Genomic DNA, 20,631 nt, shown 5'->3' on the forward strand with positions numbered 1-20,631 from the left:
GATCCGGCCGTTTTTTGTTTGTGCAAACCGAACGCGATAAAAACTCCGTCAATGCATACAAAATGATCTTGCGCACCTGTCAGATCTGACAGGTTCATTTCAATGCCTTTCTTGTTAGCGTCAGCCCATTCACGCCCTCCCCGTGCGCAATGGATTCGACCATGCCTGATCAGCAAGAATTGAGCATCACCACCCCCTCCATCGCCAAAAGCGCATCGATCGCCACCATCGGCAAAAGTTGGGGCGCTGTGGGCCCGACCGGAGCCGCCTCGTTCGAGTTGCCGATTCCGACGTCTGCCGGGCGGGGCTGGGATCCTCGGTTCTCGCTGAGTTACAGCAGTCAGAGTGGCAATGGTCCATTCGGCCTTTCCTGGCACCTGGCCGGCGTGGGTCAGATCAATCGCAGAACCAACAAAGGCGTGCCACGTTATACCGATCACGACGAGATCGTCGGTGCCGATGGCGAAGTGTGGATGCCGGAGCTGGATGAAAACGGTGAAATCAAATTCCGTGAAGAAAACACCTACAACGGCGTCGACATCGGCCCGCACAGAGTGGTGCGTTACTGGCCGCATATCGAAAGCGACTTTGCCTTGCGCGAGTGCTGGCAGCGGCAGACCCGGGAAGCCGATCCAGCGGTGTTCTGGCTGATCCATGGCGCCGACGGTTCGCTGCACCTTTACGGCAAGACCGAAGTGACACGCGTCGCCGATCCCGAGGCTCCCGGACACATCGCCACCTGGCTGCTGTGCGAAAGCATGAACGCGCGCGGCGAACACATCTGTTTCGAATATAAGGCCGATAATCAGGATCCCGACCCGCTGCATGACTACCGCTCCCAGCGCTATCTGCGCCGCGTGTGCTACGGCAACTTCACGGCCAGCAGCAATCTGTACAGCTGGACCACGGACAATCCGACCGAACTGGACTGGCACTTTCATCTGCTGTTCGATTACGGCGAACGCAGCACGTCACTGACCGATATTCCGGCATATGACGGTGCCCCCCTCAAACCCTGGATCGTTCGCCCAGACAGCTTTTCAACCCACGGTCAGGGTTTTGAACTGGGCACTCGCAGACTCTGCCAGCAGGCATTGCTGTTTCATCATTTTCCCGAGCAATCGACTGACCAACCGAAACTGGTACGCCGCCTGCTGTTGGAATATCACCAACCGCAAAATATCGCGCAGTGGGCCTACAGCCAGATCAGCGCGGCGCACTATCAGGCATTCGATGCGAGCGGCATTGTCGAAAACACGCCGCCGGTCGAGTTCGACTATGCCCCCTTCGACATCAATAAAACCCCGGCGCGCTTCTTCGAACCCGATGTCCAGCCGAGTATCGAGGACGGTGGTTTTTACCAGTGTGTGGATCTTTATGGCGAAGGTGTGCCGGGTTTCCTCTGCCGTTATGACCAGGCCTGGTACTACCGCGAACCATTGCGTGCGACCAAGGGCACCGATGAAATCGGCTATGGGCCATGGACCGCACTGGAAAAGATTCCGCTCGCCGATCGCAACCGTCCGGTACAGCAACTGCTGACCGATCTGACCGGTGACGGTCGGCTCGACTGGGTCACCGCGCAACCGGGTATCAGTGGTTTTCGCACCCTGACAGAACAACGCGAGTTTGCCGACTTCGTCCCCTTCAGCAAATTTCCGCCGGAGTTTTTCAAAACCCTCTCGACACTCGGCGATTTTAGCGGCGATGGTTTGAGAAGCCTGGCATTGATCGGGCCAAACTCGGTGCGGCTCTATGCCAACGAGCGCGAACAGGGCTTTGCCGCGCCTGAAGAGGTGCTTCACCAACCCGACGACGACCGCTTGCCACTGTTCAGCAATTCGCGCACAGAACTAGTGCTGTTGGGCAACCTGCTGGGTAGCGACATGCCCGAGCTGTGCCGGATACGCCATGACGAAATCCGCTGCTGGCCGAACCTGGGCCACGGCCGGTTTGGCACAGGCCGCAAGATCAGCGCGTTGCCTTTCAGCTACGAGCAATTCGATTCATCCCGCGTACGTCTGGCCGATCTCGACGGTTCCGGTGCCGCATCGCTGATTTATCTGATGTCAGAATCCTTCGAGATCTACCTGAATCGCGGCGGCAATGGTCTGGAGCAAATACCGATCAGCGTGCCGTGGCCCGAAGGCGTGCGCTACGATCGCCTCTGTCAGGTGAGTTTCGCCGACCTGCAAGGCCTGGGCTGCGCCAGTCTGATCCTGACGGTGACGCACATGCAGCCGCAGCATTGGCGCTACGATTTCGTTTCGGCCAAGCCGTATCTGTTGACCAGCAGTAACAACAACATGGGTTGCAGTGCCAATGTGGTCTACCGCAGCTCGGCGCAGGAATGGCTGGATGAAAAACGCCGCTTGCCAAGCCTTAGACGCTTTCCGGCTTGCCATCTGCCGTTCCCGGTGGCGGTGGTCAAAAAACAGCAGCAACTGGATGAAATCACCGGCAACTGCCTGACGCAGCGCTTCACCTGGTGCGAAGGTTTTTACGACCGCGTTGAGCGCGAGTTCCGCGGTTTCGGCTTGCTGCAGCAAACCGACAGTGAGAGCGCCAGCGACGGTGAGGGAGAAGGCTTCAGCGAGCCGATGCGGGTCTTCACCTGGTTTCATACCGGGCAATCGATGGACCGGTCGCGTGACGACTATTTCAATCACGACGCACATTCGGTGCCACTGGGCGATACGCTGTTCAGCCGATATCACGAGGCGGACGATTGCGAGGAAGAGCTGGATTCTTCTGACGCCGACACTCGCTACCAGATCTGCCGGGCGCTGGTCGGCTCGGTCACGCGCATCGAGACCTATGCCGATACTGGCGAGGACGTTCCGCGGATCACCACGCCTTATACGGTCGAAGAAATGCGTTATCGGGTGCGTCTAGTGCGCGAGCAAGGCGCCTATGCCGCCGCAGTCTTGCTGCCGCTGGTGGTGGAAAGGATCAGCTACCAGTACGACGGTTTCGTCGATGACCCCATGTGTCGCAACGATGTGGTCCTGCGCTACAACACTTACGGCCAACCGACGCATTCAATCTCAGTGAGCTACGCCCGGCGGCTCACCGAAACCGATACGCCACCGTTCGACGATCCTGATCAACGGCAGTGGTGGTGCGACGCCCATGACCCGGCACAACGGTCGTTCTACCTCAATGAAAGCCGTTCTGTGTTCATCGATCTGGACAAGGATCCGCAGCATTGGCGTCTTGGTTTGCCCTATCAACAGCGTGGCAATGCATTGGTCTTGCCCAAAGGCACCCTGCCCACCGGGCTTGAAGCCGCGCAAGTGTCCTATGAGTGCCTGAAGGCACATGAGGATTCGGCGCACTGGAACGCTGAACGGGTGCTGACCACGCAGTCTGTACAGCGCTACTTGAGTACCGATGGCCAACGGCTGGACGACGGCGTTGCCGGATTCGAGGCCCTGGTCGGTCCACTGGAAGTGGCACAACTGGACAAGACGGCGCTGGACGCTTACAGCGTGCTGCCTGCGCCTTTCAACGTGCGCGACGAACTGAAGAAGATCGGCTATCTGCCCATGCCGTTTCTGTTCTGGATAAATCCCTTGGGCAGCACGGAGCATGACCTGTGGTCGGCGAATTTCGGCTACGCCGAATACGCCGGCCTCGACGGTTTCTACAAGGTGCGCCGCTATCGCGAGACCCTCAGCCATGGCTTCACTCACGCCGTATACGACGCGTATGCGCTGGCTGTCACCCTCGTGGAACTGCCGGATGGCTGTACCACCTGCATCGAGTACGACTACCACGCGCTGCAACCGCTGAAAATCATCGATGCCAACCTGAACACTCATCAGGCGTTGTATGAACCCTCCAATCAGCCCTTGGCCACCAGTTTTTTTGGCTCAGAGAACAACAGGGAAGCGGGTTTCAGGCCACTGAGCGAATACAGACTTCCGGAGGACCGGAGCCCGGCTACGGCAATTGCCAACCCGACCGATGCCGTGCAAAAAGCCGCGAGTACCCTGCGCAAGGATCTGTTCAGCTGGATGGGGCAGATGGCCAACGACACCCGCGCCACCCTGGCATGGATCGCTCAGGGTTATCTGCTGCCCAGCGGCCACATCAGGGCCAGTACACGCCGCCAACTGACCCGGCGCAGCGGCGCCTTGACGCCTGATGAACAGGCGCTGCAAGACGCCATCGCAACAGTGCATCGCGAACCGGTGCACAGCGTGATCCTCAGTGCCGACCGTTACCCCGACGATCCGCTGGCGCAGATCCAGATCACCAAAGCCTGCGTCGACGGTTTTGGCCGGGCTCTGCAAACCCAGCAATTGGTCGACCCGGGCAAGGCGTATGCCGTGGACGCCGACGGCTCGCTGATCGTCGAGGATGGCCAGATCAAAGTGGTCGATGCCAACCCGCGCTGGCGCATCAGCGAGCGGGTCGAATACAACAACAAAGGCTTGCCCGTTCGTCAGTACCGCGCGTTTTTCGCCAACACCTATACCTACGTCAACGATCAGTCCCTGCGCACACAGAGTCATCACGATCAGCTTCGCTATGACGTCAAGAGCCGGCAGGTCGGAATGGTCAATGCCAAGGGCGACTTTTCCCGAGAGACGTACCACCCTTGGTATCACACCAGCGAAGACTTCAACGACACCGCCGAGCCGTCATCGCCAACCAAGGCATCGCAGCCATGATTGCCAACGTGCATCGCCGTACACCTGCGCTGGCGGTAAGCGATGCGCGTGGTTTGCCAGTGCGGCAGGTCGGGTACTTGCGCAGTGTGACGGCCGACAGCCCCGTAGCGCTGGTAACCCGTCAGCAGCATGACTACGCCGGCCGTCTGAACGAGCAATGGGATTCGCGCTTGTCGGCACCCTGCCTGACCACGGTTTACAGGCTGGACGGCACGGTATTGAAATCCGACAGCGTCGACGCCGGCTGGCGCCTGACTCTGCCGGGTCTGGCCGGCGAGCCATTGCAACGCTGGGATCAGCGCGACAACCATTGGCGCACGAGCTTCGATGAGCAGCTGCGGGTGGTCGCGGTCGAGGAAAATGGCCAACCCGATGTCGATGTTTTCATTTACGCCGATGCCTCGGCCGAAGCCGGGTACAACCGTCGCGGCCAGTTGCAGGAACAGAAAGACCGTTCCGGTTCGTTGCTCACGGACAGCTTTTCCCTGACCGGCCAGCCGCTGAGCGAAACCCGCACGTTCCACGACGGCGAGCCGTTCACCACTCACCATGCGTTCAGCCCGCTCGGCGCGCTGCTCGAGCAGACCGACGCCGGCGGCCATCGGCGACGCTCGCGCTACGGCCTGGCCGGGCACCTTCGACAGGTACAACTGTTGATCAGCGGCCAGAGCCAATGGCAGCCCGTGTTGCTTGATGCGCAGTACAACGCCGCCGACCAGATCATCGAGCAGCAGGCCGGTAATCTTGTCCTCTGTCGCTGGACGTACGACCCTGCAGACAGTCGTCTGCACACTCAGTCCAGTCGCAAAGACACCGGCGCAATGCTGCAAGACCTCGAATATTTCTACGATCCCGTCGGCAACATTACCCGCATCGAAGACCACGCCTTTCAACCACGTTACTTCGCCAATCAGTTGATCGATGGCCACCGCGACTTCACCTACGACTCGCTCTATCGGTTGACCAGCGCCACCGGCTACGACGACGCCCCGCCGCCGGACATTCCCGGCCTGCCGCAACCGGGCGACCCGAACAATCGCCTCAACTACACCCAGACCTACCAGTACGACAACGGTGGCAACCTGATCGAACTGTGTCACGTACGCGCCGGCAACAACTCGACCCGGCAAATGTTCATCGATCTGAAGAGCAATCGCGGGGTACGCTGGAAAACCGGCGACGAGCCGCCGGATTTCGACACGTTGTTCGATCGCCATGGCAATCAACTGACCGTGCAACCGGGCCAACCGCTGCTCTGGAATGCCCGCGATGAGCTGGAAAGCGTGATCCTGGTCCAGCGCGATAGCGGTTCCAATGATGCCGAGTACTACCGTTACAGCCAGGGTATGCGCGTGTTCAAACGTCACGAAACCTTCGCTGCCAACGCCGAACATTTCCACCAGGTGCGCTATCTGCCGGGGCTTGAAATTCGCACTCGCGACAACGGTGAAGAACTGCACGTCATCACGCTCGGCAACGCCCGCTGCCTGCATTGGGCAGCGAAAAAAATCGATGAAATCGCCAATGACCAAATGCGTTACAACCTCGAAGATCATCTCGGTTCCAGCGTGATGGAACTGGATCAAGACGCCGTCATGATCAGCCAGGAAGGCTATTACCCCTTTGGCGAAACCGCGTGGATGGCACCGAACTCGGAAACCACGTACCGCTTCATCCGTTATTCGGGCAAGGAAATGGACGTCAGCGGTTTGTATTATTACGGCGCACGCTATTACGCGCCGTGGCTGCAACGCTGGATCAGCACCGACGCAGAACAGGCGGATGGTTTGAATTTATATGCATTTGTGGGGAATAACCCGATCGGTTTTATCGATCCGGACGGTAACACGCGGGCAGAAAGCGTGATCATGCTGTATTCGGCGTTTGCTTCCGCCGTAGAAGGGCACTCCGAGGAAGTACTAGTGCAACTGCACAACATCATTAATCAAAATGTTGCACTGAACATGGCGGTGAATCTGGCGGGAGAAACCGTCAGAGGTATTGTCGGTTATGAAGGTGGATCTTTGGGCGGCGCCCAATTTGACACCATGTTTCCAGCGCTTGAGGTGCAACCGAACGTGTTGAAACCTTCATCGTTGGTCGGTGGCAACATCGGGGGTGATGTCGCCGGGGCCATTCTTGAGCCAGTGGCAAACCATGTCAGACTGCAAGTCGGGCCTTTGATCCCGCAGACCTCGCAAATGTCCGTCAGCGCGATTGATCAAAGCCTGGGGATCGAGGCCCCCGTCAAGGAAATCAATTCATGGAAAGACTTCAAGAGCGAAGTGCTGCATCCGGCACTCAATTCGTTAGTCAACCCATTATTTATAATGAACAGAGTATTCGGGTCAGTGGTGGGGATTATTCCCGGCGCGCTTAATATGGGAAGTCGGGCGCAGGAAGCACAAGACATCAAGAACCGACTTGACCCGGTGAAAATTGAAAAGATCGAAAAAATGCTCAGCGACTGGAAAGCGGCCATCGAACAACGGTCTGCATGGGCGGAAAACGCTTTTGACGCATTGGGCGTTAACAGTGTTTCGCCTGCCAATGTGCTCCCGAATGTCAATGGCAATACTTCCAGCGAAACGCTGGCCGTCATTACGCGTTCTGGCTTGCAACAGAAAAATCGAGCCGTACTCGCCAACATCGCACAGGCTCAGGCCGGACTTGCGCGATACAAAGAGATGGGGACCACTGACAATCTGTACATAGCAAGACAACGGCATCTGGCATCAAAAAAGCCGGGAAACACCTTGCTCACCAAGTTTAAAAACGGTCACTGAAACCATGCATTCACGCACGCCCTCCCTGACAGTGATTGACGGACGAGGCCTGCCAGTTCGCAAGGTCGCCTACCTGCGAAGCATGGCAGGCAACACGTCAAGCACCCTGGTGATCTGCCAGGAACACGATTTAGCCGGGCGTCTGATCACGCAACGCGACCCGCGCTTGTCCATGGCGAACACGGCAACTGTTTATTCGTTGAATGGCAATGCGGTGCTTATCGACAGCGTGGATAGCGGCTGGCGTGTGGTGCTGCCAGGGCTGGCCGGTGAACCTTTGCGCAGGTGGGATCAGCGCGGCAGCCATTGGCGCACGTGCTTCGATGAACAACTGCGGCTCGTGGCCGTCGAGGAAAATGGCGAGGTCGATGTCGATGTGTTCACCTATTCCGACGCCTCGGCCGAAGCCGGATACAACCGTCGCGGCCAATTGCAGGAACAGAAAGACCGTTCCGGTTCGCTGCTCACGGACAGTTTTTCCCTGACCGGCCAGCCGCTGAGCGAAACCCGCACGTTCCACGACGGCGAGCAGTTCACCACTCACCATGCGTTCAGCCCGCTCGGCGCGCTGCTCGAGCAGACCGACGCCGGCGGCCATCGGCGACGATCGCGCTACGGCCTGGCCGGGCACCTTCGACAGGTACAACTGTTGATCAGCGGCCAGAGCCAATGGCAGCCGGTGTTGCTTGATGCGCAGTACAACGCCGCCGACCAGATCATCGAGCAGCAGGCCGGTAATCTTGTCCTCAGTCGCTGGACGTACGACCCTGCAGACAGTCGTCTGCACACTCAGTCCAGTCGCAAAGACACCGGCGCAGTGCTGCAAGACCTCGAATATTTCTACGACCCCGTCGGCAACATTACCCGCATCGAAGACCACGCCTTCCAGCCGGTCTATTTCGCCAACCAACTGGTCGACGGTCACCGTGATTTCAGCTACGACTCGTTGTACCGACTGGTCAGCGCCAGCGGTTACGACGACGGCCCGCTCTCGGACATTCCCGGCCTGCCAACGCCCACCGACCCTAACAACCGCCTCAACTACACCCAGACCTACACTTACGACACCGGCGGCAATCTGGTGAAACTGGTGCATGTACGGGCCGGCGCCAACCGCACCGTGCAGATGCGCATTGATTCAGTCAGCAATCGCGGCGTGCGCTGGAAACCGGATGATCCGGAGCCTGACTTCGAGACACTGTTCGACCGCCATGGCAACCAGCAGAACCTGCAACCGGGACAGGCCATGCAATGGAATGCACGGGATGAACTGCAACGCGTGACGCTGATTGCCCGAGACGGCACTGATGACGACGCCGAACACTACCGTTACAGCCAGGGCGTGCGGGTGTTCAAACGCCATGAAACGTACACCGACAGGACTGTGCACTTTCATCAGGTGCGCTACCTGCCGGGCCTGGAAATCCGCAACAAGGACAACTGCGAAGAACTGCACATCATCTCGGTAGGCAGTGCGCGTTGCCTGCATTGGGCGAAAAAACCACCCGATGAAATCGCCAATGACCAAGTGCGTTACAACCTCGAAGATCATCTCGGCTCCTGCGTGATGGAGCTTGATCAACAGGGCGACCTGATCAGCCAGGAGGGTTACTACCCGTTCGGTGCCACAGCGTGGATGGCCGCACGCCACGCCGTCGAAGTGGGCTATAAATTCACCCGTTACTCAGGAAAGGAAATGGATGTCAGTGGCTTGTACTACTACGGCGAGCGCTACTACTCGCCGTGGTTACAGCGCTGGATAAGCGCCGACCCGAATGGCGATGTCGATGGCCTGAACCTGTACGCCATGGTTGGCAACAATCCACTCCTGTACGTCGACAGGACCGGCGGTAAAAAAGCCGTATTCGAATTGCTTGGCGACTTTCTCGGGATGCTGGACAAGGCTCAGACAGCGGCGAACCAGATACATAATCTGGCGACTGAATTCGACGGGCTTGTTCCGGAAAACGCCGACATCAACGAACTGCGTGCAAGCATGACTTTCGGCACCTTCCTCAAGTCAAAACACGGCATAAAATCGGTCCTCAAGGGGATAGCTGCGGGAGGTACGGTAGTCGGGCTCCTGGGCAGCGTCGTACCGGGTGCCGGGAATGCCATCGGCCTGGCAGTCGGTGCGGTTGTCGGAGCCGTGGCGATGCCTTTGTTACGCTACCACTTCTTCAAGAAAGGTCTGAAGTTGGCGCAAACGCTACACACTCAAGAACTCAAGGATGGCCTGAATACACTCGGCGAGACTGTTTCAAACGGGGTCGAAACAGTAAAGGATCTGGTCAATGGCGGCGCCGCCCTGATCGACGGCATCAAAACCTTCACCAATAACCTCAACGCCTACTCTGAGGATATTCAGCAAAGGTTCTACAAACAGCTGGACTCACTGGATGACGAAAAACAACGTCAAGTCATGAAGCTGGCGAGGACCGGAGTCGACCCGTTCGATGCCATCGACAGGATAAAGGAAACAGCTCAGACAGTACTCGACGCGCGTAGCGAAGCCGAAGAGGTTACCGAACGTCTGCAGCAACTGGAACAATCAATCGCTGAAGAACCGAGACCCAGACCCATTCCCAAACCGAGGTTGAATCTCCAGCTTCGACGCCAGGCGCGAGAAACCGCTGTCTGAGCGACGTGGTTCGCGCGAACATCGCGCTTCGCCACGTGGGCGCATGCTATCGTGCCCGCCCGTCCTGTCGACCCTTCGCCCAGCATGCTGCCGACTTCCCGTACCTTGCGTCTGTCGTTGTATTCCCTGCTGATCATTGCCGGCGCAGCGCTTGCCGCCACGCTTGCGATCCGCCACGCCGAACGCCAGGCGCTGGAGGAAGACGCCGCACGCGCCAACCAGCAACTGGCGTTGTACGCCAATTCCCTGCACACCCTGATCGACCGCTACCGCGCCCTGCCCGCCGTGCTGGCGCTCGATCCGCAATTGCGTTCGGCGCTGGCCGGGCCGGTCGATGCCGACGAGCAGGCGGCGCTGAATCTCAAGCTGGAAAAGATCAACGGCGCGGCGCAATCCTCGACCCTTGAGTTGCTCGACCACACGGGCCTCGCCGTAGCGGCGAGCAACTGGCGCTTGCCGAGCAGTTACGTCGGTCACAATTACGGTTTCCGCCCCTACTTCAGCCAGACCCGCACCCAAGGCACCGGGCGTTTTTACGCGGTGGGCGTGACCAGCGGAATTCCTGGCTATTTCCTCTCGAGCGCGGTGCTCGGCGACAACGACGAGTTCCTTGGCGCGATGGTGGTCAAGCTGGAATTCCCCGAGCTGGAACGCGAGTGGAGTCAGGGCAATGACACCCTGCTGGTCAGCGATGCGCGCGGGATCATCTTCATCGCCAACCAGCCCGGCTGGCGCTATCGCGCGCTGCGGCCATTGAGCGCCCGCGACATGGATGAGATCAAAGCCACCCGACAGTACGACAAGCAGTCGCTGCAGCCCTTGACTCATTTATCGCTGCGCCGCTTCGATGACAACAGCGACCTGCGCCGCGTCGAAGGCCCGCAAGGCACGGCCGATTACCTGTGGGAATCACTGCCCCTCAGCGCCGAAGGCTGGACCCTGCACCTGCTGCGCCATCCGCAAGTGGCGTTCGAAGACCTGCGCAACGCCGGGCTGGCCGCCGCCGGGGTGTGGCTGGCGCTGGTGTTTCTGTTGCTGTTTCTCAACCAGCGCTGGCGCCTGTCGAAAATCCGCCAGCGCAACCGTGAGGAACTGGAACAGTTAGTGGAAGAGCGCACCCGCGATTTGCGCACCGCGCAGGACGGCCTGGTGCAATCGGCCAAACTCGCCGCGCTCGGGCAGATGTCCGCCGCGCTGGCCCACGAAATCAATCAACCGCTGACCGCTCAGCGCATGCAACTGGCGACGCTGCGCCTGCTGCTCGAACATGGCCGGGTCGACGATGCTTATAAAGCCTTGAAACCGGTAGACGAGATGCTCACGCGCATGGCTGCCCTCACCGGCCACCTCAAGACCTTCGCGCGCAAAAGCCCCAGCGGCTTGCGTGAGCGCCTGGATCTGGCGACGGTGGTCGATCAGTCTTTGCAGTTACTCGATGCACGGTTGCGTGACGAGCAGGTCAGTCTGGTGTTGCACCTGACGCGTCCGGCATGGGTGCGCGGTGATGCGATTCGTCTCGAACAGGTGCTGATCAACCTCCTGCGCAACGCCCTCGATGCGATGCAGGGCAAAGCGTGCAAGCGTCTCGAAATCCGTCTGGAAGCCGATGAACAACTGTGGCGCCTGAGCGTCAGCGACAATGGCGGCGGCATCGCCGAAGACCATTTGGGCCAGGTCTTCGATCCGTTCTTCACCACCAAACCGGTGGGCGACGGTTTGGGTCTCGGCCTGGCGGTATCCTTCGCCATCGTGCATGAATCCGGCGGCCGTCTGAGTGCTGAAAATGGCGACAGCGGCGCAGTGTTCAGCCTGACTTTGCCGATCGATCTGGAGGCACACATCTGATGCTCAATTCAGTGATGGTGGTCGATGACGAAAGCAGCATTCGCAGCGCCGTCGAGCAGTGGCTGAGCCTGTCCGGCTTCGAGGTGCAGCTGTTCAGCCGCGCTGAAGAATGCCTCGCCGCCCTGCCCGCGCACTTTGCCGGGGTGATCCTCAGCGACGTGCGCATGCCCGGCATAGGCGGCCTGGTGTTGTTGGCCGAAGTGCAGAAACGCGACGCTGACCTGCCGGTAATTCTGCTCACCGGTCATGGCGATGTACCGATGGCCGTCGAGGCGATGCGCGACGGTGCTTACGACTTTCTGGAAAAACCGTTCAGCCCGGAAACCCTGCTCGGCAGCTTGCGCCGGGCGCTGGACAAACGCCGGCTGATTCTGGAAAACCGTGCACTGCACGAGCAGGCCGACAACCGCGCGAAACTCGATGCGACGTTGCTTGGTGTGTCCCGTGGTTTGCAGACGTTGCGTCGGCAAGTGCTGGACCTGGCGGCGCTGCCGGTCAATGTGCTGATCCGTGGCGAAACCGGCAGCGGCAAGGAATTGGTCGCGCGTTGCCTGCATGATTTCGGTCCGCGCGCGGCCAAGCCGTTTGTGGCGCTGAACTGTGCGGCGATCCCTGAGCAGTTGTTCGAGGCGGAGTTGTTCGGTCACGAGAGCGGTGCATTTACCGGCGCCTCGGGCAAGCGCATCGGCAAGCTGGAATACGCCGATGGCGGCACCTTGTTTCTCGATGAAATCGAAAGCATGCCGCTGGCACAACAGGTGAAACTGTTGCGCGTGTTGCAGGAGCAGAAGCTTGAACGGCTGGGCTCGAACCAGAGCATTCGCGTTGACCTGCGCATTGTCGCAGCGACCAAACCCGACCTGCTCGATGAAGCCCGGGCCGGACGTTTTCGCGAGGATCTGGCGTATCGCCTGAACGTTGCCGAACTGCGCTTGCCGCCCTTGCGCGATCGCCGCGAAGACATTCCGCTGCTGTTCGAAACCTTCGCCCACAATGCCGCTGAGCGCCTGGGGCGTACGTTTCCGCCCTTGAGTGGCGCGCAGTTGAGTCATCTGCTCAGCCACGACTGGCCGGGCAACGTGCGCGAACTGGCCAACGTTGCCGAACGTCAGGTGTTGGGCCTGGATGAACCGGCACCGGGGATTGATCCGGGGCAATCGCTGGCGGCGCAGCAGGAGGCGTTTGAGGCGCAGTGTTTGCGTGCGGCGCTGACCCGGCACAAGGGCGATGTGAAAGCGGTACTTGAAGAGTTGCAACTGCCGCGCCGCACGTTCAATGAAAAGCTGCAGCGGCATGGGTTGAGTCGGGAGATGTTTTTGAGCGAGTGAGTCGGGCTTGGGATTTTCGGTGTGGCTGAGATCTTTCCCCCTCACCCCAGCCCTCTCCCCCAGGAGGCGAGGGGGAAGGGAGCCGATCTTCATGCTGTTCGAAACCTGAGTTCGACTCGGTATCCCAGGTCGGTGCAACTCGAACAATCCATTCGGTCAGTCCCCTCTCCCCCTGGGAGAGGGTTAGGGTGAGGGGCTTTTGATCTTCGCCCCAATAAGCGGAAATCCGCTCATCGAACCAAATCCTTCGGCAATATCCCGCTCACCCAATCCCGCCACCCCCTCTAGCCCGGCCCTCACCCCGTTGGCACACCTCCTGCTATAGCCCTCGCAGGCTGCGTTTCGACGCGCTCCACAAAAACAATTAAACGAAGGATCCTTCAATGGATAACTCCAACGCCCTGCCACTTGGGTCGGCTGCTGCGCCGGCCAAAGAAAGAACCACCGCCAGCCGGATCAAATCGATCTTCAGCGGTTCCGTTGGCAACATGGTCGAGTGGTACGACTGGTACGTGTATGCCGCCTTCTCCCTGTACTTCGCAAAAACCTTCTTCCCCGCCGGCTCCACCACTGCTCAACTGATGAACACCGCCGCAATTTTCGCCGTCGGTTTTCTGATGCGCCCGATCGGTGGCTGGCTGATGGGCATGTACGCCGACAAGGTCGGCCGTAAAAAAGCCTTGATGGCCTCGGTCTACCTGATGTGCTTCGGCTCGCTGCTGATCGCCCTCAGCCCGAACTACGAAACCATCGGCATCGGCGCGCCGATCCTGCTGGTGTTCGCGCGCTTGCTGCAAGGCCTGTCGGTCGGCGGCGAATACGGCACCTCGGCGACCTATCTCTCGGAGATGGCGACCAAGGAACGTCGCGGCTTCTTCTCCAGCTTCCAGTACGTGACCCTGATCTCCGGCCAGCTCATCGCGCTGGGCGTCCTGATCGTGCTGCAGAACGTGCTGACCACTGAACAACTGTACGCGTGGGGCTGGCGTATTCCGTTCGCCATCGGCGCGCTGTGTGCGGTCGTGGCGCTGTACCTGCGTCGCGGCATGGAAGAAACCGAGTCGTTCACCAAGAAAGAGAAGTCCAAGGAAAGCGCCATGCGCACCTTGATGCGCCATCCCAAAGAACTGTTGACCGTAGTCGGCCTGACCATGGGCGGCACCCTGGCGTTCTACACCTACACCACCTACATGCAGAAATACCTGGTGAACACCGTCGGCATGAGCATCTCCGACTCGACCACCATTTCTGCCGCCACGCTGTTCCTGTTCATGTGCCTGCAACCGATCATCGGCGGCCTCTCGGACAAGATCGGTCGTCGTCCGATCCTGATCGCCTTCGGCGTGCTGGGGACGATCTTCACCGTGCCGATCCTGATGACCCTGCACACCATTCAAACCTGGTGGGGCGCGTTCTTCCTGATCATGGCAGCGCTGATCATCGTCAGCGGCTACACCTCGATCAACGCGGTGGTGAAAGCCGAACTGTTCCCGACCGAGATCCGCGCGCTGGGCGTTGGCCTACCGTATGCACTGACCGTGTCGATCTTCGGCGGCACCGCTGAATACATCGCGCTGTGGTTCAAGAGCATCGGCATGGAAACCGGTTACTACTGGTATGTGACGGCGTGCATCGCGGTGTCGTTGCTGGTGTACATCACCATGAAGGACACCCAGAAGCATTCGCGCATTGTGACTGACTGACCGGTGTAGATTCAGTCACCATTGTGGTGATTGTTCTGGCCCCTTCGCGAGCAAGCTCGCTCCCACAGTGGTCGGTGGTGTTCACATATTCTGTGGGCACCCCATTACCCTGTGGGAGCGAGCTTGCTCGCGAATGAGCTCAACTCGGTATTAAGTCAACTCGGCAACCTGCGGCTTGCCATAACGTTTCTGCGCATACGAAGCGCCGACAATCATCACCAGCAGAATCCCCGCCAGCACCGCCGACGAACCGATGGTGCCAAAGTCCAGCCCGCCCTTCTCATGGGGCTTGGTCATCAAGTCACCCAACGTCGCGCCAAACGGCCGGGTCAGCACGAACGCCACCCAGAACAGCACCACCGTGGAAATCTTCGTGAAGTATTTCAGCAGCACGACCACGGCAATCGTCGAGCCGATCAGTAACGCACCACCGGCAAATCCCAGGCCCGAGTCGTCGGCCAGGTAATCGCCCAGCGCGGTGCCGAGGGTGTTGGAGAACAGAATCGCCATCCAGTAGAACATCTCGCCACGGAAGGTCTGCACCTTGCTGACGTTGAGCGAATCACCGCTCAGGCGCCAAGCGGCGAAGATCGCCAGCAGGATCGCGATAAGGATCATCGAGCCGGTGGCGTAACCGAGTCCGAGGGTGCGGTCCATGAAGTCTGACATGGTCGTGCCGGCGGTGCTGGTGGACAGGATCACGATCCAGTACAGCAGCGGCTTGTAGGTCTTGGCCATCAACTGCGTGATCAGCGTCAGCACAAACACGCTGATCAGGATCAGCGAGCTCATGGCGTAGCCGACGTTGAGGGTCATCGACAACAAATCGCCCGCGGTTTCCCCCAGGGTCGTCGCGCAGATTTTCATGACCCAGAAGGCCAAGGTGATTTGAGGCAGTTTATTCATCGCAGGCAACGCTCCAGTGTGTGACGGCCGGTTCTTGGTTTTCTGGCCACGGGCAGACTGGCGTTGCAACGGTGAAAAAGCGGTCGGCAAAGTATGAAAAATCTGTCATGCCGCACAAAACAACGATTAATCGCTAATTAATGCTGCCCCCTCATCCTGCAATCACCTGATCGATGACCTGCGCGACGCTCGCTGCGACGACGAAAGCGAATTCAACGCGCCGCCTTTAACATCTAGTTAATCGATTGTTTTTAGCATTATTTTGCGCTTTTTAATCAATTTATTTGGCGTAGCATTAGACCCATGCAACACACATCGCCAACGAATCTGGAGTAACCGACATGAAAACCAAACTGATCCTCGCCCTGACCCTGTCCGTACTGGCTGCCAATACCTTCGCTGCCGACGGCTCGGATCGCACCAAATCCGCCGACTTCATCAACGGCGCCAGCGCCGCCATCGAAACCAGCCACACCGGCACTTATGCTGCTGATGGATTTGATAAAACCAACATCGGCAAAGCTGTTGCTGCCGATGGCTTCGATAAAACCAACCTGGGTAAAACGGTCGCTGCTGACGGCTTCGACAAAACCGGCACCGCCGCTGCCATCAGCTAAGTATCAGCAGTCCTCCCACAGCCCGGCCTCGGCCGGGCTTAGTCATTTCTGAATCCCACACAAACCCCTTGTAGGAGTGAGCCTGCTCGCGATAGCAGTGGGTCAGTCAAACATCTATCAACTGACACACCGCTATCGCGAGCAGGCTCACTCCTACAGGGGTTTTGCGTCCGGCTGGAAATATGCGGGGCGTCCTTGCACTATGGCTGCATCCGAAACTCAGCCTCAGGAATTCACCCGCCATGCCCGATGACATCCACTTCTACGAACCCGCCAACGGCCACGGTCTGCCCCACGATCCGTTCAACGCCATCGTCGGCCCACGCCCGATCGGCTGGATTTCTTCACAGGATGCCAACGGCCGCTTGAACCTGGCGCCATACAGCTTCTTCAATGCCTTCAACTACATTCCGCCGATCATTGGTTTTTCCAGCGTCGGGCGCAAAGACAGCCTGAACAACATCGAGCAGACCGGCGAGTTCGTCTGGAACCTCGCCACCCGGCCGCTGGCCGAGCAGATGAACCAGAGCTGCGCGATGGTCGCGCCTGAGGTCAACGAGTTTGAATTGGCGGGTTTGACGACAGTGGCGTCAAAAGTGATTTCAGTACCACGGGTCGCAGAAAGTCCGGTGTCCTTCGAATGCAAGGTCACGCAGATCATTCAATTGCAGCGCGCTGATGGCGAGACGGTGCCGAGCTGGCTGATCCTCGGCGAAGTGGTCGCCGTGCATATCGCCAAGTGGCTGTTGAAGGATGGAATCTACGACACCGCCGCAGCAGAACCGATTCTGCGCGGCGGCGGGCCGGCGGATTATTTCCAGTTGGGGCCTGAGGCCCTGTTCAAGATGTGGCGTCCGGGCGCCAACAAGTAACGCGTTACCAGATCAACTCGGCGTCTTCAGTGACGCCATTGAGGTTATCCAGCTCCTTGATGGCCGCTTCATCAGCGGCAATGGCGCCGGGGAAGATCTGGTCATTCAACAGTTTGTGAAAGCGTGGTGCACCGCCATCGACCAGGGCCTTGACCGCGATTGCCGCGTGATAGCCCTTGTTGCCGCCCAACTCGACGGGGACGACTGCGGAAACTGCTTCGAAGTGTTCGAACTCTTTACGTGCCATGTCACATATCCCGGCTCAGACAAACAAGCCGGACATTAAACCCTCAACCGACGAGTTTGTGTACCGGCGCCGGGCATTGACCGAGGGCTTGCGCCGCCGACACGTCCTTGAACGTGTGGAAGTCGAGGCTGTTGACCACCAGTTCCTGCACCAGCTCGGCGAAGATTTCCATCGATGGGCTGTTGAAATAGTTGGTCATCATTTGCTGGCTGCTCCAGAAGCCGGAGACCAGCCACAACTCGGGATCACACTGCGAATGCTGCAACGCAAAGCTCAGGCAACCGGGGGCGGCGCGGGACGGCTCGATCAACGCGCTCAGGCGTACACCGAGTTCCGCCGAACGCCCGGCGCGCGCTCGAACGAAGGCCATATGACTGACGGGAATCTGCTTGGACATGTTCAACCCTCCCAGGGAGTCGCGTGGCAGCCGGGGGACGGGCTGCGACAGGATCAAAGGTTAAGGGCCGCACGCCAGCCGCCGTTAGTCGATTCCTGTCGCTGCGTTGCACAATCCTGCGAGACTGCGCAGAAGACCTGTAACAACCTGTAAAACTGCGTCACACGGTTGTCATACGGCGTATCAAGCAACTTTGCCGCCCTACAACCTGCTATGGCTGAGCCCGCCCACAATCCCATGCAGGATCAGGCAAGCATTTCGCAGGATGTGTCTACCGCTGGCGCTTGCACAAACATATGCTCTGCTCCATTCCACCTCCCCTGCCGAGGATGCCGTGCATGACGTCATTCGATCGTTTTCAAGCCGAACCCACCGCTGACATGGAAAAACAGCGCGCGGAACTGGCGGCGATCATCCGCCGCAACACCACCGACGATGGCAGCTACGAGACCGCCATCGGCTCGCTGTTCATGTCGCGTCACACCCGATCCCACGACTTTGCCCCGGTGCTCGCGCAACCGGCGCTGTGCATCATGGCGCAGGGACGCAAAGAGGTGCGGCTGGCCGACGAGTTCTTCAATTACGATCCGCTGAATTACCTGGTGGTGTCGGTTTCGATGCCGTTGAGCGGGCGCGTGGTGAATGTCTCGCCAGAAGAACCGATCCTCGCCGTGCGCCTGGATATCGACCCGACCGAAATCACCGCGCTGATCGCCGACGCCGGTCCGATGGGCGTGCCGACGCGGCCGACCGGGCGGGGTTTGTATGTCGAGCAGATCGACAGTTCGATGCTCGATGCCGTGCTGCGTCTGGCCCGCTTGCTCGATGCACCGAAAGACATCGCCATGCTCGCGCCGCTGATTCGTCGGGAGATTCTTTATCGCCTGTTGCGCAGCCCGCAGGGCCATCGTTTGTATGAAATCGCGATCGCCAATAGCCAGAGCCATCGCATCAGTCAGGCGATCAAATGGTTGAACGGCAACTTCGAACAGCCGCTGCGCATTGATGATTTGGCGAAAGAAGTGAACCTCAGCGTCTCGACATTGCATCACCGTTTCAAGGCGATGACGGCGATGAGCCCGTTGCAGTATCAGAAGCAGTTGCGCCTGCAAGAGGCGCGGCGGTTGATGTTGGCGGAGGGGCTGGAAGCGTCGGCGGCGGGGTATCGCGTCGGGTATGAAAGTCCGTCGCAGTTCAGCCGTGAGTACAGCCGCTTGTTTGGTGCACCGCCGTTAAGGGATTTGGCGCGGTTGCGGCTTTCGGTGTGACCGTTAGAAGCCCCTCACCCTAGCCCTCTCCCGGAGGGAGAGGGGACTGATTGGGGGATATTGAAGAGATTCACCGACTTGAACGTTTGGCTTTGAATCCATAATCGACTCGATCTCTCAGGCCGATGAATAGCGCCTGCTTTGCCGAATCCATAATCGACTGGATTTTTCAGGTCGATGGATAACGCCAGACACCTCGGTCGGCTCCCTCTCCCCCCGGGCGGTCCGACGTTTCGGGAGGGCTGGGGTGAGGGGCGATTCGGAGTCGGAGCTCGCTCTAAGCCCCCAACACCCGACAAGCCTCCACCGGCAACGTCACCGACACCGGATGCCCGATCGCCAATCCGATCCCCTGACACGGCGTACTCAACGCCGTAAACGTCACCCCGGAACACTCCACCGTGGTCTCGATGGTCGCGCCGATATCACGCACAAACGTCACCTTGCCGAGCAACCGATTCCCTGCCGTCGCCTGCGCTGCCGACAGTTGCAGGTCTTCCGGACGAATCAGCATCTTCACTTTCTGCCCCACGACAATGCTGCTACAGATCGGCACTTGCAGCGCGTCACCACCCGGCAGGCTGACCTTGCCATCACCCAGCGCCGTGGCCGGGAAAATATTGCCCGAGCCGATGAAGTCCGCGACAAACTCATTGGCCGGATGCCGATAGATTTCAATCGGCGTACCGACCTGCTGCACCTTGTGTTCGCCCAGCACGACGACGATATCGGCCATGGTCATCGCTTCGCGCTGATCGTGGGTGACCATGATCGTGGTGATGTTCAGGCGCTGCTGCAGTTGGCGGATTTCCACCTGCATCGATTCGCGCAGCTTGGCGTCGAGCGCCGACAGCGGCTCATCGAGCAGGAGGATTTTCGGGTGCGAGGCAATCGCCCGGGCAATCGCCACGCGCTGCCGCTGGCCGCCGGAAAGTTTCGCCACCGGGCGATCGATCATCGCCTGCAACTGGATCAGCTCCAGCAACTCGACCACGCGCTTGTGTTGATCAGCCTTGCTGACGCCGCGCAACTTCAGCGGGTAGGCGATGTTCTCGCCAACGGTCATGTGCGGGAACAGCGCCAGCGACTGGAACACCATGCCGAAGTTGCGCAGGTGCGCCGGGGTCTGGCCGATGTCCTCGCCGTCCAGGCGAATCTCGCCAGCGCTGAGGGTTTCCAGCCCGGCAATCATCCGCAGCAAAGTGGTTTTGCCGCAGCCGGACGGGCCGAGGAAACACACCAGTTTGCCTTCCGGCAAATGCAGGTTGACGTCTTGTACCGCGCACGCCGAGCCATAGAATTTCTCGACGTTTTCCAGAATCAGACCAGTCATGTTGCACCT

The 20,631-nt window shown here is 59.3% G+C and carries 13 protein-coding genes; 9 read left to right on the forward strand and 4 right to left on the reverse strand.

Annotated elements, in window-relative coordinates; genetic code table 11:
• Positions 1–161 precede the first annotated feature (161 nt).
• From AB4O01_RS13685 to AB4O01_RS13710, 6 genes are all read left to right on the forward strand, one after another.
• Positions 162–4,679 carry a SpvB/TcaC N-terminal domain-containing protein gene (locus AB4O01_RS13685; RefSeq protein WP_460092068.1) on the forward strand — a complete coding sequence of 1,506 codons (4,518 nt, stop codon included), beginning with the start codon at positions 162–164 and terminating at the stop codon, positions 4,677–4,679.
• Positions 4,676–7,465 carry an RHS repeat-associated core domain-containing protein gene (locus tag AB4O01_RS13690; RefSeq protein ID WP_460092069.1) on the forward strand — a complete coding sequence of 930 codons (2,790 nt, stop codon included), beginning with the start codon at positions 4,676–4,678 and terminating at the stop codon, positions 7,463–7,465. Before AB4O01_RS13685 ends, AB4O01_RS13690 begins: the two co-directional genes overlap by 4 nt.
• Before the next feature lie 4 nt (positions 7,466–7,469).
• A complete protein-coding gene (locus AB4O01_RS13695) occupies positions 7,470–10,106 on the forward strand; it encodes an RHS repeat-associated core domain-containing protein (protein ID WP_460092071.1) in 2,637 nt (878 codons plus the stop codon).
• An 84-nt stretch (positions 10,107–10,190) separates the two neighbouring features.
• Entirely contained in the window at positions 10,191–11,951 is a 1,761-nt protein-coding gene (locus AB4O01_RS13700; RefSeq protein WP_460092267.1) for an ATP-binding protein, read from the forward strand.
• The gene (locus AB4O01_RS13705; protein WP_427118990.1) at positions 11,951–13,279 is read left to right on the forward strand and encodes a sigma-54-dependent transcriptional regulator; all 1,329 of its coding nucleotides are present in this window, start codon (positions 11,951–11,953) and stop codon (positions 13,277–13,279) included. Before AB4O01_RS13700 ends, AB4O01_RS13705 begins: the two co-directional genes overlap by 1 nt.
• Positions 13,280–13,662: 383 nt before the next feature.
• Positions 13,663–14,982 (forward strand): MFS transporter, encoded by a 1,320-nt coding sequence (locus AB4O01_RS13710; protein ID WP_093430526.1) that lies wholly within the window; start codon positions 13,663–13,665, stop codon positions 14,980–14,982.
• A gap of 150 nt (positions 14,983–15,132) precedes the next feature.
• On the opposite strand, the gene AB4O01_RS13715 is transcribed toward AB4O01_RS13710, so the two are convergent.
• Entirely contained in the window at positions 15,133–15,888 is a 756-nt protein-coding gene (locus AB4O01_RS13715; protein WP_093430527.1) for a COG4705 family protein, read from the reverse strand.
• Between the two features lie 341 nt (positions 15,889–16,229).
• Here AB4O01_RS13715 and AB4O01_RS13720 point away from each other — a divergent pair, with 341 nt between their 5' ends.
• Together AB4O01_RS13720 and AB4O01_RS13725 are read left to right on the forward strand one after the other, a co-directional pair.
• Positions 16,230–16,505 carry a hypothetical protein gene (locus tag AB4O01_RS13720; RefSeq protein ID WP_034153461.1) on the forward strand — a complete coding sequence of 92 codons (276 nt, stop codon included), beginning with the start codon at positions 16,230–16,232 and terminating at the stop codon, positions 16,503–16,505.
• A 242-nt stretch (positions 16,506–16,747) separates the two neighbouring features.
• Positions 16,748–17,377 carry a flavin reductase family protein gene (locus tag AB4O01_RS13725; protein ID WP_007912610.1) on the forward strand — a complete coding sequence of 210 codons (630 nt, stop codon included), beginning with the start codon at positions 16,748–16,750 and terminating at the stop codon, positions 17,375–17,377.
• 4 nt (positions 17,378–17,381) lie between these two features.
• Here the strand turns inward: AB4O01_RS13725 and AB4O01_RS13730 are convergent, their stop codons facing one another.
• A complete protein-coding gene (locus AB4O01_RS13730; RefSeq protein WP_116255098.1) occupies positions 17,382–17,624 on the reverse strand; it encodes a hypothetical protein in 243 nt (80 codons plus the stop codon).
• Between the two features lie 43 nt (positions 17,625–17,667).
• The gene (locus AB4O01_RS13735; protein ID WP_093430529.1) at positions 17,668–18,021 is read right to left on the reverse strand and encodes a putative quinol monooxygenase; all 354 of its coding nucleotides are present in this window, start codon (positions 18,019–18,021) and stop codon (positions 17,668–17,670) included.
• A 338-nt stretch (positions 18,022–18,359) separates the two neighbouring features.
• On the opposite strand from AB4O01_RS13735, the gene AB4O01_RS13740 reads away from it, so the two are divergent.
• A complete protein-coding gene (locus AB4O01_RS13740; RefSeq protein WP_093430530.1) occupies positions 18,360–19,289 on the forward strand; it encodes an AraC family transcriptional regulator in 930 nt (309 codons plus the stop codon).
• A gap of 277 nt (positions 19,290–19,566) precedes the next feature.
• Here the strand turns inward: AB4O01_RS13740 and AB4O01_RS13745 are convergent, their stop codons facing one another.
• A complete protein-coding gene (locus tag AB4O01_RS13745) occupies positions 19,567–20,622 on the reverse strand; it encodes an ABC transporter ATP-binding protein (RefSeq protein WP_257356001.1) in 1,056 nt (351 codons plus the stop codon).
• Positions 20,623–20,631 lie beyond the last annotated feature (9 nt).

The organism is Pseudomonas sp. S2_E02 (assembly GCF_054668355.1).

Bases quoted from the DNA above. Each gene is read 5' to 3' on its own strand.
- AB4O01_RS13740 (WP_093430530.1), top strand. From the start codon at position 18,360: ATGACGTCATTCGATCGTTTTCAAGCCGAACCCACCGCTGACATGGAA.
- AB4O01_RS13710 (WP_093430526.1), top strand. From the start codon at position 13,663: ATGGATAACTCCAACGCCCTGCCACTTGGGTCGGCTGCTGCGCCGGCC.
- AB4O01_RS13715 (WP_093430527.1), bottom strand. From the start codon at position 15,888: ATGAATAAACTGCCTCAAATCACCTTGGCCTTCTGGGTCATGAAAATC.
- AB4O01_RS13695 (WP_460092071.1), top strand. From the start codon at position 7,470: ATGCATTCACGCACGCCCTCCCTGACAGTGATTGACGGACGAGGCCTG.
- AB4O01_RS13730 (WP_116255098.1), bottom strand. From the start codon at position 17,624: ATGGCACGTAAAGAGTTCGAACACTTCGAAGCAGTTTCCGCAGTCGTC.
- AB4O01_RS13720 (WP_034153461.1), top strand. From the start codon at position 16,230: ATGAAAACCAAACTGATCCTCGCCCTGACCCTGTCCGTACTGGCTGCC.
- AB4O01_RS13725 (WP_007912610.1), top strand. From the start codon at position 16,748: ATGCCCGATGACATCCACTTCTACGAACCCGCCAACGGCCACGGTCTG.
- AB4O01_RS13690 (WP_460092069.1), top strand. From the start codon at position 4,676: ATGATTGCCAACGTGCATCGCCGTACACCTGCGCTGGCGGTAAGCGAT.
- AB4O01_RS13705 (WP_427118990.1), top strand. From the start codon at position 11,951: ATGCTCAATTCAGTGATGGTGGTCGATGACGAAAGCAGCATTCGCAGC.
- AB4O01_RS13745 (WP_257356001.1), bottom strand. From the start codon at position 20,622: ATGACTGGTCTGATTCTGGAAAACGTCGAGAAATTCTATGGCTCGGCG.
- AB4O01_RS13685 (WP_460092068.1), top strand. From the start codon at position 162: ATGCCTGATCAGCAAGAATTGAGCATCACCACCCCCTCCATCGCCAAA.
- AB4O01_RS13735 (WP_093430529.1), bottom strand. From the start codon at position 18,021: ATGTCCAAGCAGATTCCCGTCAGTCATATGGCCTTCGTTCGAGCGCGC.
- AB4O01_RS13700 (WP_460092267.1), top strand. From the start codon at position 10,191: ATGCTGCCGACTTCCCGTACCTTGCGTCTGTCGTTGTATTCCCTGCTG.